Origin of the sequence: Cohnella cellulosilytica, from assembly GCF_042431195.1 — a bacterium.
Lineage (GTDB): Bacteria > Bacillota > Bacilli > Paenibacillales > Paenibacillaceae > Cohnella > Cohnella cellulosilytica.
Genome location: NZ_JBHMDN010000016.1, coordinates 345,536 through 360,927, shown reverse-complemented (window position 1 = coordinate 360,927; position 15,392 = coordinate 345,536). Strand labels below are relative to the sequence as shown.

The following is a 15,392-nucleotide window of genomic DNA, read 5'->3' as shown; positions in this document are numbered from 1 at the left end:
ACCTTTCACCCCCCTATACGATCGGCTCTTCCGCTTTGGACAGCCGCATGTTGATCAGCGAGAAAATGAGAATCGCCAGCGCCAGCACGAACGCCTGGGCCGAAGCGTAGCCCATCTGCAGCTGGTTAAAGCCCTGCTGGTAGATGAGATACACGGGCGTCTTCGTCGCGTTCGCCGGTCCGCCCTGGGTCAGCACGAACGCCTGGTCGAACAGCTGCAGAGCGCCGATAATCGACATCGTGCTGACAAGGAACGTCGTCGGCCTGAGCTGCGGCCATGTAATGTAGCGAAAGCGCTGAACCGCGTTCGCGCCGTCCAGCTTGGCCGATTCGTACAGGTAGTCCGGCACGCCCTGAAGACCGGCCAAGTAGATGACCATGTTGGACCCGACCGCCTGCCACAGCGTCACCATAATGACGGAGGCCATCGCCGTTCTCGTCTCCGACAGCCAAGCCGGACCGGTGACGCCGAAGTAGGACAGGAAGCCGTTCAACAGGCCGAATTCCGGGTGCAGCACCCACAGCCATACCGTCGCCGCGGCGACCGCAGACGTCAGCGTCGGCAAGTAGTTCAGCGTGCGGAACACTTTGACGCCCCGGACCGCCTTGTTCAGCAGCAGCGCGATCAGCAGCGAAGTCAGAATGTTCAGCGGCACGAATATGACGGTATAGAACAGCACGTTACGGAACGTCTGCCACAGCAGGCTGTCCGTATACAGCTTCCGATAATTGTCCAGCCCGATCCAGTCCATCCGGCTCAGCACGTCGTAATTCGTAAAGCTCAGGTAAAAGGCCATGAACACCGGAATGACGGTAAAAACGGAGAACAGCAAAATGGCCGGCGAGATGAACAGGTACGCCATGCGCGCCTGATGGGCGTGCAGCTTGCGGGATCGAAACATGTGCGCTCTTCCTTTCTCCTCGAATTCATCCGGCTACGCGAATGCCGCATACGTCCAGCACGAGTTCGCAGTACATCATGTTCGCCCATGAAAACCACGGCCTCGTATACTTCGACGCATCGTCCGCATCGAAGCCTTCGTGCATCATGCCGGCGCCTCCGTCGGTGCGCTCCAGCAGGTCGAGCAGTCTCAGCTTCTCCTCGGGCTCCCGCGCCGTCAATCCCTGCATCGCCAGCGCGATTGGCCAAATATAGCGATGCGGGGTATGCGGACTGCCTATACCCGCCGCTTCTTTCCCCGAGAAAAAGTAAGGATTGTGCTCGCTCAAAATAAAGTTCCTTGTCCGGACATACGTCGGATCGTCATTGTCCGCATAGCCGAGATACGGAATCGAGAGCAGGCTCGGCACGTTGGCGTCGTCCATCAGCTGGTACCCGCCCAGCCCGTCCGTCTCGTAGGCATAAATGTCGCCGAACTGCGGATGGTTCACGATGCCATAGGCGCGTATGCCGGCATCGATCTCCGACGCCAGCCTCTCGGCATCGGCCCGCAGCGCTGCGTCTCCCAACACCCGCTCCGCGATCTCGGCCAACTCGCGCAGCGCCACGACCGCGAACATGTTGGAGGGAATCAGATAACCGTAATCGCAGGCGTCGTCGCTCGGCCGAAAACCGGACCAGGTCATGCCCGTTCGGCCGACAGGCGAACCCTTGCCGTCGCGGGACAGCGTATCGGTAACCGGACAGTTTCTTCTGACGAAGCGATAGTCCGAGTCTTGTTCGTGGTTTTGTTCCTTCCTCCACAGCTCGATAATCAGAGCCGCCGCCTTGCGAAACGTGCCGTTGAACTGCGCGGTCGTTCCGGCGTTTTTCCAAAGCAGGTAAGCCAGGTGAAGCGGATAACACAGCGAATCGATCTCGTATTTGCGCTCCCAGACCAGAGGACTCATGTCGGTCTCGTCGTCCTGATGGCCATGACCGTTCGCGGTTTCGTTAAACGCGTTCGCGTACGGATCGTGAACGACGTAACCCAGCTGCCGCTCCACGACTCCCAGCAGCAGGCGTTCGAATTCCGGCGCGGACTTTGCCAGCAGCAAATAAGGTCTTGCCTGCGCCGCCGAATCTCTGAGCCACATCGCCGGGATATCTCCCGTAATGACGAACGTCGTGCCGTCCTGCAGCCTGCGGAACGTCGTCTCGATCGTATTGCGCATGCAAGCGTCGAACATCTCCTGCGTCTTCGGACGATGCGGCATTTGCCGCTGTACCGAGACGATCCACTGCTGCAAAGCTTCCAGCAGGTCTGTCGATTGAACCATCGTATCCCACTCCCTTATGTCGCCTCTCTATAAGAGAAAAGGGAGGCGAGCCTCCCTCTCCTTTTTTGGCAGCCGCTTACTTCACGTCCGCATTGTCCTTCAGCAGCCGATCGCCCTGCTCCTGCGCTTTCTTAAGCGTCGTCGCCGCATCCTGCTTGCCTTCGAGGAACAATTGCAGGTTCGGCACGAGGCCGTCGCCTTCCATAATAGAGTAGCCCGGATGCTGCGGCCGGATTTTGGCGAAATCGAGCGTATCCAGGAACGGCTGCCACGAAGGATCGTCCTTGAAGAACGGATCTTCGAGCGCCGGCTTGTAGCCCGGAATGTTCAAGCTCGTCTTGGCCCACAGCAGTACGTTGTCCTTGTTCGCGAGCCACCATTTGACGAATTCCCACGCTTCTTCCTTGTGCTTGGAGCCTTCGCCGATGACGAGACCGAAGCCGCCCATGACGCTTCCCTTGTCTCCGTTCGGTCCGGCCGGAGGCGGAACGATGCCGAAATCGAGATCCTGACCGTATTTCTTATAAGTGCTTAACATCCACGGTCCCGTATAGTTCATGGCCAGCTTGCCGGTTACGAAAGCGTCGGTGCCTTCGCCCAAGCCTTGCTCGAAGCCGATTTTGTACACTTTGTCCTGATTCAGCAGCCGATCCCAGAGGTTCAGGACGGACAAGCCTTTATCGTTGTTGAAATCGGTGGCGTCGTTGCTTGCGTTCAGCATCTGGCCGCCCGCCTGCTGGAGATACATGTTGAACAATCCGGCGTCGCCGAGCGAGAAGCCCGCCACTTCCAGTTTGTCGCCGTTCCATTTGGTCAGCGCCTTGGCTGCGGTCGCCAGCTCTTCCCAGTTGGTCGGAGGCTGAAGTCCCGCGTCCGCGAACATCTTCTTGTTGTAGAACAGCGCCCGCGCGTCCACCGTCAGCGGAAGGCCGTACAGCTTGCCGTCGTGGGACAGCTCCTTGAGCGCCTCGTCGTAATAATCCGCCGTGGAGATGCCGTCCCGGGCCATGTATTCGTCGATCGGGTGGAGAACGTTCTTCGGCGCGTACAGGTTCGTCCGCCAGCGGTCCCAGAACATCACGTCGGGCGAGCCGCCGGAAGTCGCGGCCGTCAGAAACTTCGTGATCATATCCTGCTGCAGCACATATTTCACGCGAATTTTGTCCTGCGACTTGTTGAACGCGTCGACCATCGTCTCGAACTGCGTCTGCCCTTCGCCGCCCCAGTCTCCCCAGAACGTAAGCTCGACAACGTCGCCGCTTCCGGAGCTCGACTGGCCTCCCCCGTTCGAAGGCGAAGCCGCTCCTCCTCCGTTGCCGCTGTTGCCGCCGTTGTTGTTTCCGCTGCACCCGGCCAATACCGCAAGCACCATGGCGCAGGTTAATAGGATGCCTATCCACTTTTTCATTTTCGACAGCCCCTTATCCAAGTTATTAAGCGCTTACACATAATATATTAATTCCGACAACATAATATGTCAACATAAATTTTATAAGAAATAAACATATCAACATAATGATTTTCTCATCTGATTCGCCATTCGACGACAAACGGTATCAGTCCTAGTTTCTCAAGGGAGTGCAATCCTGATACGGCGTGATCAAAATTCGATATCCAGGCTGAAGGCGGCACTCACCTTTACAACAGTACCTGTCCCAAAAGTGCGTACTTATAAATTAAAAACACACTCTTTATACTCGAGGAAGGAAATAAAACTCTTACGAAAAGCAAGAGGAGAGCAGGCTGATCGATTCAAAGAAACCCTTGCCCCGTCTGCTTCGGCGAATGCCGGGAGGCTATGGAAGAGATAAGGAGGACGAATGATTGAAAACTCTTGTTATCGTGACACACCCAAACCTAGAAACTTCAGTCGTGAATAAACGATGGGTGGAACAACTCAAAAAATATCCCGAAAAATACACGGTTCACGAATTGCACAAGATTTACCCCGATGGAAACATAGACGTGAAAAAGGAACAAGAACGGATCGAATCACATGGCAATCTTGTGTTGCAGTTCCCTGTATATTGGTTTAATTGCCCGCCTCTTCTTAAAAAATGGCTTGACGACGTTTTCACTTATGGATGGGCGTTTGGTTCAAATGGAGGCGATAAATTAAAGAATCGCAAAGCTGCCTTGGCTGTATCCGCCGGAAGCAGAAAAGAAGATTATAGTGAAGATGGACGTTATCGCTATCCGCTTAGTTATTTATTATCTCCTTTTGAAACCACCTTCCGATACTGCCATGCAAATTATCGTTCGTTTTTCGCGTATTACGGTTCAGAAAACGAGTCCGGTGAAAATACGCTTGATAAAGACAAGTCTGAACTCGAGTTGGAAAAATCCGCGCTGGATTATTTGTGTTTTCTCGACAGGCTGTAATCATCAGCCATGCGGTTATAAAAAAAGAAGTATTTCCTGTTCGGGAGATACTTCTTGGCCATTTAAACGGAACAATTACGCCTGCCGCTGTACAGCCTTCAGAGCGGGCGGACTGTTTTTCTCGCCCCACTCGCACATCATATTTAACAATGGAAGAAGCGAAAGGCCGCTTTCAGACAACGAATATTCGACTTTTGGCGGGATTTGGGGAAATTCCTTGCGGATGATCAGCCCGTCCGCCTCCAGCTCCTTTAACATGACGCTTTGCGTTTTAAAGGAGATGTTGCCGATACATCGATTCAGTTCGTTAAAGCGCATGACTTTATTTTCAAACAGCCAATACATAATGATCATTTTATATTTGCCGCCTATTAAGGACAACGTGTATCCAAAGCCGGTTTCGTTCAGTTTCACGCCGGTTGGAATAGAGGTCTCGCGCACGATTCACACTCTCCTTTCGGTATGGAACAGGCTTCAAACCCGGCGTGGGCGCCGGATTACGCCGTCGTCGAATCGCCCTGCACGATCTCGAACGGAACGGTGTTGTTAAAGGGAATCTCCTTCATATCCCATTGCATCTGCAGCAGGTCCGCGGCGCTGCGCCCCATCGCGAATTCGTCCTGACTGACATGCGTGAACAAATGCTTGTTGAACGGACTGTGCGGAGAATCGAAGCAGACGATGCTGCAATCCTCGGGAATGCGTCTGCCCATCGACAGCAGCACCTCCCGCAGAATGAGCGCCAGGTTGTACTCGACGGCGACGAACGCGGTCAGATCCGGGTTCATTTCCACGAATTTTTTCACATTGGCAAAGTCGACCTGCACGTTGCGCTCCTCGAACGAACGAGGGACCGAGCTGAACAGGTTCGTCATCAGATGCTGCGGATTCATCCGCAGCCCGCGCTGGATCAGCGCGTCGGTATAGCCTTGAATGCGGTCCTCGATCGTCGACGTATTTTCCGCAGGCAGCGTAATAAAGCCGATCTCCGTATGGTCCCGGTCAAGCAGGTGCTGCGTCAGCTCGAACGCCGCCAGACGGTTGTCCGTATACACCGAGCATGCGGCCAATCCCTTCAAGTAGCGGTCGATGAATACGAGCGGATGCTTGTCCAGCACGAGGCGAAGCAGCTCCGAATTGTAATGCTCGCCGTGAACGGGGAAAATAATAAAGCCGTCTACGCCAAGCTGAAGGAACGAGCGAATCGCCTCTTCCTCTTCTTCCCGCTTGTCGTACGTTATTTTCATCAGCATGCGACAGCCCAGCTCGGACAGCCGCTCCTCGACGCCGTGGATCATCCGCAATCCGTAAGAATCGGCGAAGTCGGGCAGAATGAGGCCGACCAGCTTCCAGCTCTGCGGGTACGATTGCCGCGTTCCCTGAATCAGCTCCGGCTCGGGCAGCGTATCGGCGACGAAGGAGCCTTTGCCCTGCACGCGCTCGATCAGGCCGTCCGCGGACAGCATTTCGAGCGCCTTCTTCGAGGTGATGCGGCTGACGTTGAACTGGTCGGCCAATTCCTTCTCCGACGGGACTCGCCCTCCCCGGGGCAGCTCTCCGCTTTTGATTTTTTCCAGCAGATAGTGGTAGATTTGCTCGTACAGTGGACCGTCCATTTTACCATCCCTTGATGTATCATGATATATCAACTATACCTAAAATCATGAAACCTATCAAGTTGAATTTCATTGCCGCGAAATGCGTGGGAGGGGATGTTGAAGCAAATGCCGGAAGGGCGGCGTTACGTGGGGGAGTGGTTCTATGGCTGGATCATGAGGGCGCAAGAGGATCGATGAAAACGCAGAAGCATCTCCCTCTGCCTTTCCATCGATCCTCGCCCCTTCCTGCCCGGCCGCCGTCAACAGTAGTCCGCCGAATCTTCCAGATAGCGTTTGAGCACGATCGCTTGATTATGCCGCTCGTCTCTGGCGCCGTACAGCAGCGTGACGTCCCGTTCCTTCGCCCATGAGCGCAGACGGTTAAGGTGGGGCGCGGCGGAGCCGCTTTTCAATTCGGCCAAATAGCGTTCCCGGAATTCCTCGAACCGTTCCGGCCGATGACCGAACCAGCGGATCAGCTCCGGGGTGGGCGCGATTTCTTTCAGCCACGCCTCCGCGCCGACTCGTTCCTTCGTCATGCCTCGCGGCCATAGCCGGTCAACCAGAACCCTGACTCCGTCTTCGTCGTTCGCAGCTTCGTATACCCGTTTGATTTTGAACTGTCCCATAACGTCCTTTTCACCACTCCGCGACGCTGCCGTCCGCATGGCGCCAAAGCGGGTTTTTCCAGTTGTGTCCGACCTCCGCCATCTTGCGAACATGCGCTTCGTCGATCTCGATGCCGAGCCCCGGGCCGGCCGGGATCGCGACATGTCCGTCCGTGTAGGCGAACACCGACGGATCGGTGATATAATCGAGCAGATCGTTGCCCTGGTTGTAATGGATGCCCAAGCTTTGCTCCTGGATAAAGGCGTTGTGGCAGGTCGCGTCCACCTGCAGACAGGCCGCCAGCGCGATCGGTCCGAGCGGGCAATGCGGCGCCAGCGCCACGTCGTACGCTTCCGCCATGCTCGCGATTTTCTTGCACTCCGTAATGCCGCCCGCATGGGACACGTCCGGCTGGATAATATCGACGTATCCGTCCGAGAGCAGACTCTTGAAATCCCACCGCGAGAACATCCTCTCTCCCGTGGCGATCGGAATGTGCGTCGCGTTCGCGATGTCCCGCAGCGCTTCGTTGTTTTCCGGCAGCACCGGCTCTTCGATGAACAGCGGGCGGTAGGCTTCCAGCTCCTTCGCCAATATTTTGGCCATCGGCTTATGGACCCTTCCGTGAAAATCGATGCCGATGCCGAAATGCGGACCGGCCGCCGTCCTCACCGCCGCCACTCTCTCCAGCACCTGATCGATTTTCTCGTAGCTGTCGACGTATTGCAGCTCCTCGGTCGCGTTCATTTTAACGGCCGTAAACCCCGCCGCCTGCGCGCGCACGGCCGCCTCCCCGACGTCGGAAGGCCGGTCTCCCCCGATCCAGGAGTACACCTTCATCGATTTGCGGCAGGCTCCGCCCATAAGCTGATAGATCGGAGCTTGATGGAATTTGCCCTTGATGTCCCACAGCGCCTGGTCGATCCCGGCGATCGCGCTCATCAGAATGGGACCTCCGCGGTAGAAGCCGCCCCGGTACATCGCTTGCCAATGATCCTCGATATCGAGCGGGTTCTGCCCGATCAAGTAGCCGCTCAGCTCTTCGACCGCCGCCTTCACCGTATGCGCCTTGCCTTCGACGATCGGCTCTCCCCAACCGGATATCCCTTCGTCGGTCTCGATTTTCAGGAACAACCATCTTGGCGGTACGACGAACGTTTCCATTTTTGTAATTTTCATGCGTCTCTCCCTCTCGCTTGAATCGCGTTCAGCATGTCTTGAATGTGGGCCTTCATCAACGCTCGCGCCTGATCCGCCTGTCTCTCCTGAATGGCGATGGCGATCAGCCTGTGATAGCCGGCCGCCTTCTCCCGCATATGCGGCAGCTTGTCCGTCTCTCTTCTCCCCTGCGCGGATAAGTCCGCGACAACGCTCAGCATCTGCGCCAGCAGCGGATTGCCGGCGGCGTCCGCAATTTCCCGATGGAATTGCACGTCGGTCGCAAAATGATCCTCGCCGGCTTCCATCTGCGCCTCCATCCGGTCGGCCAGCTCGCGGATGAGCCGGGCTTGCGGGACGGTCGCGCGCACCGCGCAATAAGCGGCCAGCTCCGGCTCTATCGCCAGGCGCGCTTCCAGCAGCTGAAGCAGCGAATGCGTCTCCATCCCCCGCAGCCGCCCGGTCGGATCGCCCAGCAGATCCGGATCGTTGGCGACGAATATGCCTCTGCCGTGCTCGATGCTGACAAGCCTCCGGCTCTCCAGCACGCGCAGCGCCTCCCGCACCGACGTCAAGCTGTACCCGTAGCGCGAGGCCAATTGCTGCATCGTCGGCAGCCTTTCCCCCGGCTTCCATTCGCCGGTGCGGATGTTCTCTTCCATTCGCTTCAAAATTTCTTCGTGGGCCAGCTTTTTCATATTGCTCCCGTATCTTGGCCTCCGTCCGTATAGATATGATCTTTATACATATAAGATAATATCTTTATATTCATTGTGTCAACCCGATATCGCCCCTGACGAAAATGCCCGACAATCCGCGCCGTCAAAAAAGAAGCTCGCCGCGGCGGGAAGCCGTTATGGCGAGCTTCTTATTTCATGTTTTTATCGCGGTGTCGCACGGCTTAAAGTGAATTCGAACGCCAGCTCTCCGTCCGCCGGGATTTGATATTCCCGGTGCACGGGCGCGCCCCAGCTGTCGTCGCCTCCGACGCCCATTTGCCGTCCCGCCACGGTTACGACCGTGTAATGCGGCTGCGGCAGCTCCCACGGATGCGCCGCGTTTTCGAGCTCCAGCGCCGTATAATGAGAAACGCTGCACTCTACCGGGGTGGACAGCGAAGCGTTCAGCTCCAGCCCGGCGCCGGTCGCATCCGTTAGGCGCACGCGGCGAACCCCGGTTCGGTTGCCCGACTCCTGCGGCACCAGGTAACGCGACGCCAGCTCGGTAACCTTGCGCCTGAATGTGCCCAGTCGCGCTCCGTGGACGCGGTCGATATAATTTTCCTCCGGGCCCATCGCGTACCACTCGGTTTCGTCATAGTCGGCGGACAGCTTGAAGGATAACCCGAACATCGGCAGGTTCGGCAATCCGGCCGCCCCCCGATACTTCGAACGCACCCGTACGCTTCCGTCCGCGAATACGGTATAAGCGACGGCGACCCGCACGTCCGCGCCGATGCCGAAGATGTAGTCGAAGCTCACGGTAACGGTTCCCTTCTCCTCGCTCAGGAGGACGCCGTCGCATTTGCGGGCCGCGGTGGCGGCGAGCCACGCTCCCGCCGAATAGGCCAGCGAGACGCCCTTGTCGTTATCGGTTGTCGCTCTCCAGAACTGCGGATACGGAGGAACCGCGATCATCTCCCTGCTGCCGTAACGAAGCGAAACCAACGAGCCCGCTTGCTTGGAGAACAACACGGCAAACCCGTTCCCGGCGACCCCGATGTTCACGTCGCCTTCGACGACGCGAAGCGGCCCTTCCGGAAGAGGCTTCTCCGCTCCGGGCACGAGGAACGTCGTCTGTCCGAAGGCGATCTCGAAGCCGGCTTCCGCCCAGGCGGTCGCTTCCGCAAGCACGAGCGAGGCGTCGATCCAATACTCTCCCGGCTTATCCGACACGTCCGGCAGCCCGAACGGCACGAAAGCCGAAGTCTGCGCCGGGACTGACACCTCCGCCCGGCCGGAAGCAATCTCCGTTCCTTCATAATAAAGACGGTAGACCAGGCTTAATCCGTCCGTTCCCGCAAACAGGCTTTCGTTGACGATCTTTACGCCGTTCGCGGATGGCGCCAGCTTATAATTCTGGTACAGGAACTTGACCTCCTGCATTTTCGGCGTCACGGTCCGATCCGCGTACACGATGCCGTTGCCGCAAAAGCTGTAATCGGTCGGCCGGTCCTCGAAATCCCCGCCATACGCCAGAAACTCCCGTCCGTAACGATCCTTTTTCACCAGCGCCTGGTCGATGTAGTCCCAAATGAAGCCGCCTTGATACATCGGATATTTGTTTTCCAGCTCCGTGTATTTGTGCAGGCCGCCGACCGAGTTGCCCATCGCGTGCATATATTCGCAGCTGATGTACGGCTTGGCCGGATCGGCCTGCAAGTACGCTTCGATATCGGCCGGCTTGGCGTACATACGGCTCTCCATATCGCTCGTCTCGTCGTACTCGCGATTATGGAACACGCCTTCGTAATGCACGAGACGGCCGGGATCGGCCTCCCGGAAGTAGTTCGACACCTGCAAAATCACTTCCCCCGCGTACGATTCGTTGCCGCAGGACCAGATCAGGATCGAAGGATGGTTTTTGTCCCGCTCCAGCATCGAGCGCGCCCGGTCCATGACGATATCGCGCCATTCCGGACGATTGCCGGGAACGTTCCACGAAGGCTCGACCGCCCCCATCTTCTGCCAGGAACCGTGCGATTCCAGATTCATCTCGTCGATCACATACACGCCGTATTCGTCGCACAGCTCATACCACAGCGTCTGGTTCGGGTAGTGCGACGTCCGCACCGCGTTGATGTTGTTCCGCTTGAGCGTCGCGATGTCCCACAGCATATCCTCCCGCGTAATCGCTCGGCCTCTCCTGCAGTTGAACTCGTGGCGGTTAACTCCCTTGAACACGATGCGCTCGCCGTTCAGGCACATCAGCTTGTCCTTCATCTCGAAACGCCGGAAGCCGACGTTCTGAACGATCGCCTCCGCCAGCTCGCCCTGCCCGTTATAGACCGAAATGCAGGCTTTGTATAAGTACGGGTTTTCCGCGCTCCACCGCTCCACGCGTCCGACGTCCAGCGACAGTTTTAACCTGCCGCCTGCGAATTCGCCCGTCCCCGTCGCTACGACGGCGCCAGCTGCGTCCTTTAATTCCAGCTTGGCAGCGGCCCTGGGCGCGAGAGGGGCATTTTCCAGCAGGAGATCTGCGCTCAGCAGCCCCGTCGTATAGGTATCGTCCAGGTCCGCGCGCACGAACAGGTCCCGGACATGGACGCCCGGAATCGTATAAAGGTACACATCGCGAAAAATGCCGGAGAAGCGCCAGAAGTCCTGATCCTCCAGCCAGCTCCCCGTGCTCCGCTGATAGACTTCCACCGCCAGCTTGTTGTCGCCTTCCCGCACGTAAGGAGTCAGGTCGAATTCGGACGGCGTGAAGCTGTCTTCGCCGTACCCGACGAACTCGCCGTTCAGCCACACATAGAAAGCCGATTCCACCCCTTGAAAAGAAATAAACACAGGGCGATCCTTCATGCTCATGGGAAGCTCGAACGTCGTCGCATAGCTGCCGACCGGGTTGGACGTCTGCGAAACGTCAGGGGGTCTTAACCCGTCCAGGCCGTCCCACGGATACATCGTATTGACGTACTGCGGCCGCCCCCAGCCCTGCAGCTGGATGTGGCCGGGCACCTCGATGTCGTCCCAGCCCCCGCAGTCGAAGTCGGGCCGGTAGAAATCTTCGGCTCGGCTGGCCGGATTCGCGGCATAGCTGAATTTCCAGGTCCCGTTTAAGGAATGACGCAGCGGCATTGCGCCGCCCGCTTCGGCTTCTTCCATCGTTGCGTAATAGCGATGGTCGGAATGCGCGTCGAGCCGATTGACCTGATACACGCCGACGTCGCTGAGCCACGCCAGACTGGGCATGCTTTCTCTCGCATTCTCCCTGACTCTCTCTGCCACTCTCTCTTTCACACTTTCTCCCACTCGTTATCCCTCATTTTTCCCATGATGAACTTTCATCGTTACAGATCGCGGATGCCACTATATGGACGTGGATTTATAATTTTCTTGCAGCATTTGCTTCGCGATATAAAAAATTTGTCCCATGTGCTCGGAGTAATGCGCAGCGCATTGATGCAGCATATCCAGATTTGTCCGTTCTCGGTTTCTAACCCGTTGCTTCTGCTCCAGTTGTTCATCGGCGATCGTGTTGACGGTAACAATCACCAGCTCGAAACGGTCTTGAACCAGCTTTTCCAACTCGGGCCTTGTCATATAGATCGGTTCGAATTCGTCTTTACGATTTCTGTGAATGTCGCGGCCCAAAATTCCTTTCATAATTCTTTCTTGAATATTGCCGTCAACATGCCTGAGCAGCGTCGATATGCTATGACTCGCGCCGTCCGGTCTCCAATTGACTTGATCGTCGCTAAGCTGTTGAAGAGCTTTCAGGATACGTCTTCTTAATTCTTCGAACTTGTTCGAAAGCCAGCTTCTGTTAAAATCATAGTTCATGGCCTGCCTCCTCTGAAAACGGCTTATCCGATTCCATGCGCGAATATGCCTTCCTCTCGTATTATAGCGCCAGTAAAGCAAAGCCGCAGCAAACCTCAGCATATGGGCATGCAACCGAAGTATAAAGCATAAGGCGGAGCGATTCCAGATCAACCTCTTGCTTTATGTGAACAATCCGAGCTTATCGGCATGAACGATTATGAAGTCTGTTACCGCCGCACATTAAGGAAGCCGAGCCGCCCGCCGCTCCGACAAACCGCAAATAAAATCAGCAACCGCAAATATGTTCACAACCAAAAGCCGCGAAAATTCATGCCTGCCTGATCGTTCCACTGTTGTGCATAGGCCGATCAAGCTATAATAAATCGAAATCGTACCGTTCATCTCCATTTTCGTACAAAGGGAGGCCGCCATGAATCTCAAAAAAATGAGCCGCAATCGAAAGCTGTACACGCGAATCCTGATCGGAATTACGCTATGCATCGTTGCGGCGCTCGTTATCGCCTCCTACGTCTACTATTATGCGTTCGCCCGGATCTTGCAGAAGGAAACGTTCCAGTCCGATCTGAATCATTTGCGGCAGACAAGCCAGACCGTCGCCCGAACGAGCGACAATGCGCTGACGGTCTCCTCGCAAATTTATCGCAACGGCACGATCGCCAAGCTGCTCTACTACAAAGCGCCGGATGCCTTCGATATTCAGGCGGCCATGCTCGATCTGGACGGTTACTTGGCCACGATGCCCTTCATCCAATCCATCTACGTCTACCATCCGGATGCGGGATATTATATCGTTTCTCGCGAAGGACAGCAGCGCGGTCTGACACCCGAGAGTCTCGTGGAAGAATCGGGGATCAACGAGATCGTGGAAAACTTTCACGAGTTTAAGCCGTTTACGCCAATCCCCAGAACCTTTCATTACAAAGGGGAGGAGCAGTCCCCCAGAGGCGCTTTCACGTATCTCCTGTATGACGCCATCGGCTTCGACCGGAAGATCAACTCGGCGATTATCGTCAACGTATCCGCCGATTGGGTGAATTACGATTTGGGAATCGACAATTTCCAGGGCGCGAGCAAAAATTATTTTATCGACGATCAGGACAACATTCTGTCCGTCGGCGAGTTATCGGAAGTGCAGTGGGGACAAGAGGAACGTTTACTCATTAAGGAGACGATTCAAAGCCATCAATCCGGCTATACGATCGCCGATTTCGAAGGCGTCAAATCGCTCATTACGTACACTTCGCCCGACAAATACGGCTGGCAGTATGTCAGAATTACTCCCTATGAAGCGATCACGGCAGCCGTAACGAAGGTGCGCTCGACGACTTTGCAGATCGCCACCGTAATTCTGGGGGTCGGTCTGATGCTATCCTGGCTGCTCTCCCGCTTCCTGTACGTTCCGATTCATAAAATCGAAAGCCGGGTGGAGGCCCTGGAATCGGAACGCCGCGACAGCAGCTACACCGTTCGTCAGAATATGCTGCGGAAGCTCGTCCAGATGAAGGACTTTAATCCGGAATATCAGTTGGACAAATTGCAGAGCCTGAACATTTCGTTCGACTTTACCCGGCCCTACATGCTCGCCCATATCCGGATCGACGGGCTCAAACAGCTTAAGGATCAGGGGCATAACGACTTGCTGACCTACAAATTCGCCATTATGAATATCGCGTCGGAAATTTGCTCGAAGTTTATGCGCGTGGAGGCGGTCGATCTGGAGGAGAACGGCCTGCTACTTATGATGAACGCTCTGAGCGGACAATTGCCCGGCCCCGAGCTGCAGCTGATGTTTGGCGAAGTGCAGCATGCGTGCAAGGAGTATCTAAATTTGAGCGTAACCGTCGCCTATTCTCCGTACAGCAGCGAACCGCTTGAGCTTCATTACCTGTTCAAGGAGGCGCATTCGGCGTCTCAGCATCGCTTTTTTCTCGGTACGAATACGATCATCGCCTCTTCCGGGCTGGATTTGTCCGACAGCACCGCCTATGCGTTCCCCGTCGGCAAGGAGAAGAGAATGATCGACGCCCTCATCGGCGGCAAAAACGACGAGGCTAAAGCGCTTTTTGAAGAAATAATGCAAGAAACTGCCCATTACCCGCCTGTCATCGCCAATGTGGCGGCCAAGCATCTGACCGTCTCGCTTACGAATATGATTACGGAAATCGAACGAAACGGCTCGCTGCAGCTCGGATTCGGACCGGAAGCCATTCCGGATATTGCGGAATGCGAGACGCTGGAGGAATTGACGGAACGGTATTACGCTCTGTTCGAGGTGCTGAAGCTCAGGCTTGTGGAGAAACGAAGCGGCAAGCAGGAGGAGCTGACCCGCCGGATTACCGAGCTGATCGAGACGCAATACGCCGACCCGAACTTAAGCCTGAATTATATCGCGGAGGAGCTCAACATGTCTCCTTATCACATCAGCAGAGTGTACCGCCATCAGACGCTGAACAATATCGTGGATCGCATCAACCAGGTGCGCATGGACAAGGCCAAGGAGCTTCTGATTCAATCGGAGCATTCGGTCGCGGAAATCGCGGAGCGGACAGGGTACACAAACAGCTCGTATTTTCACCGGATTTTCAAAAAGATCAACGGCGTTACGCCTTCGGAATTTCGCAAAGCGGGACGATAAAAAGGGACAAGCCGCATCTATCTCCTTCCGAAAGATGCAGGATGGGGCTGCTTCGTAAGCCAGGGCAACTAAAATGATAGAAAAAAGAATGGGGATATATCTCCTGTAGAGCGAAGCGCCTGCCTCATACGGTCATGAAATTACCCTGTCACGGGTTAATCCATTCTTAATTTCATGACCGTATCAGCAGCGGAAGGAGATATATCCCCATGGTAATAAATAGATCATTTTATAGGTGGACCCTCTAATGACTTAACGAAACAGCCTCAGTCTCCGAATC

Annotated in this window: 12 protein-coding genes; 2 read left to right on the top strand and 10 right to left on the bottom strand. The window is 55.8% G+C overall.

The window, feature by feature from the left end; genetic code table 11:
- Positions 1-13: 13 nt before the first annotated feature.
- The 3 genes from ACFFT4_RS13535 to ACFFT4_RS13525 all read right to left on the bottom strand — a co-directional run bounded on the left by ACFFT4_RS13535 (position 14) and on the right by ACFFT4_RS13525 (position 3,627).
- Positions 14-901 carry a carbohydrate ABC transporter permease gene (locus ACFFT4_RS13535; RefSeq protein WP_378048404.1) on the bottom strand — a complete coding sequence of 296 codons (888 nt, stop codon included), beginning with the start codon at positions 899-901 and terminating at the stop codon, positions 14-16.
- Between the two features lie 25 nt (positions 902-926).
- Positions 927-2,219 carry a glycoside hydrolase family 125 protein gene (locus ACFFT4_RS13530; RefSeq protein ID WP_378048402.1) on the bottom strand — a complete coding sequence of 431 codons (1,293 nt, stop codon included), beginning with the start codon at positions 2,217-2,219 and terminating at the stop codon, positions 927-929.
- A gap of 76 nt (positions 2,220-2,295) precedes the next feature.
- Complete coding sequence (locus ACFFT4_RS13525) at positions 2,296-3,627, bottom strand: ABC transporter substrate-binding protein (protein ID WP_378048401.1); 1,332 nt, start codon at positions 3,625-3,627, stop codon at positions 2,296-2,298.
- A 416-nt stretch (positions 3,628-4,043) separates the two neighbouring features.
- Between ACFFT4_RS13525 and ACFFT4_RS13520 the strand changes: the two genes are divergently transcribed.
- Positions 4,044-4,601, top strand: a complete 558-nt coding sequence (locus ACFFT4_RS13520) for an NAD(P)H-dependent oxidoreductase (protein ID WP_378048399.1) — start codon at positions 4,044-4,046, stop codon at positions 4,599-4,601.
- Between the two features lie 75 nt (positions 4,602-4,676).
- On the opposite strand, the gene ACFFT4_RS13515 is transcribed toward ACFFT4_RS13520, so the two are convergent.
- From ACFFT4_RS13515 to ACFFT4_RS13485, 7 genes are all read right to left on the bottom strand, one after another.
- The gene (locus ACFFT4_RS13515; RefSeq protein ID WP_378048397.1) at positions 4,677-5,042 is read right to left on the bottom strand and encodes a winged helix-turn-helix transcriptional regulator; all 366 of its coding nucleotides are present in this window, start codon (positions 5,040-5,042) and stop codon (positions 4,677-4,679) included.
- A 56-nt stretch (positions 5,043-5,098) separates the two neighbouring features.
- Positions 5,099-6,217: a GntR family transcriptional regulator gene (locus ACFFT4_RS13510; protein WP_378048396.1), complete on the bottom strand. Its 1,119-nt coding sequence runs from the start codon at positions 6,215-6,217 to the stop codon at positions 5,099-5,101.
- A gap of 242 nt (positions 6,218-6,459) precedes the next feature.
- Positions 6,460-6,828 carry a DUF488 domain-containing protein gene (locus ACFFT4_RS13505; protein ID WP_378048395.1) on the bottom strand — a complete coding sequence of 123 codons (369 nt, stop codon included), beginning with the start codon at positions 6,826-6,828 and terminating at the stop codon, positions 6,460-6,462.
- A 10-nt stretch (positions 6,829-6,838) separates the two neighbouring features.
- Positions 6,839-7,987 carry a galactonate dehydratase gene (gene dgoD / locus ACFFT4_RS13500; RefSeq protein WP_378048394.1) on the bottom strand — a complete coding sequence of 383 codons (1,149 nt, stop codon included), beginning with the start codon at positions 7,985-7,987 and terminating at the stop codon, positions 6,839-6,841.
- Positions 7,984-8,664, bottom strand: coding sequence for a FadR/GntR family transcriptional regulator (locus ACFFT4_RS13495; protein WP_378048392.1), 681 nt, complete (start codon positions 8,662-8,664; stop codon positions 7,984-7,986). The genes dgoD and ACFFT4_RS13495 overlap by 4 nt, the downstream gene beginning before the upstream one ends.
- Before the next feature lie 183 nt (positions 8,665-8,847).
- On the bottom strand, positions 8,848-11,883 hold the full coding sequence (gene lacZ / locus ACFFT4_RS13490; protein WP_378048443.1) for a beta-galactosidase, LacZ type: 3,036 nt from the start codon (positions 11,881-11,883) through the stop codon (positions 8,848-8,850).
- A gap of 117 nt (positions 11,884-12,000) precedes the next feature.
- Complete coding sequence (locus ACFFT4_RS13485; protein WP_378048391.1) at positions 12,001-12,474, bottom strand: DinB family protein; 474 nt, start codon at positions 12,472-12,474, stop codon at positions 12,001-12,003.
- A gap of 412 nt (positions 12,475-12,886) precedes the next feature.
- Here ACFFT4_RS13485 and ACFFT4_RS13480 point away from each other — a divergent pair, with 412 nt between their 5' ends.
- Positions 12,887-15,112 (top strand): helix-turn-helix domain-containing protein, encoded by a 2,226-nt coding sequence (locus ACFFT4_RS13480; RefSeq protein ID WP_378048389.1) that lies wholly within the window; start codon positions 12,887-12,889, stop codon positions 15,110-15,112.
- The last annotated feature ends 280 nt before the right edge of the window (positions 15,113-15,392 follow it).

Bases quoted from the DNA above. Each gene is read 5' to 3' on its own strand.
- ACFFT4_RS13530 (WP_378048402.1), bottom strand. From the start codon at position 2,219: ATGGTTCAATCGACAGACCTGCTGGAAGCTTTGCAGCAGTGGATCGTC.
- lacZ (WP_378048443.1), bottom strand. From the start codon at position 11,883: ATGCCCAGTCTGGCGTGGCTCAGCGACGTCGGCGTGTATCAGGTCAAT.
- ACFFT4_RS13510 (WP_378048396.1), bottom strand. From the start codon at position 6,217: ATGGACGGTCCACTGTACGAGCAAATCTACCACTATCTGCTGGAAAAA.
- ACFFT4_RS13485 (WP_378048391.1), bottom strand. From the start codon at position 12,474: ATGAACTATGATTTTAACAGAAGCTGGCTTTCGAACAAGTTCGAAGAA.
- ACFFT4_RS13480 (WP_378048389.1), top strand. From the start codon at position 12,887: ATGAATCTCAAAAAAATGAGCCGCAATCGAAAGCTGTACACGCGAATC.
- ACFFT4_RS13525 (WP_378048401.1), bottom strand. From the start codon at position 3,627: ATGAAAAAGTGGATAGGCATCCTATTAACCTGCGCCATGGTGCTTGCG.
- ACFFT4_RS13535 (WP_378048404.1), bottom strand. From the start codon at position 901: ATGTTTCGATCCCGCAAGCTGCACGCCCATCAGGCGCGCATGGCGTAC.
- ACFFT4_RS13495 (WP_378048392.1), bottom strand. From the start codon at position 8,664: ATGAAAAAGCTGGCCCACGAAGAAATTTTGAAGCGAATGGAAGAGAAC.
- dgoD (WP_378048394.1), bottom strand. From the start codon at position 7,987: ATGAAAATTACAAAAATGGAAACGTTCGTCGTACCGCCAAGATGGTTG.
- ACFFT4_RS13505 (WP_378048395.1), bottom strand. From the start codon at position 6,828: ATGGGACAGTTCAAAATCAAACGGGTATACGAAGCTGCGAACGACGAA.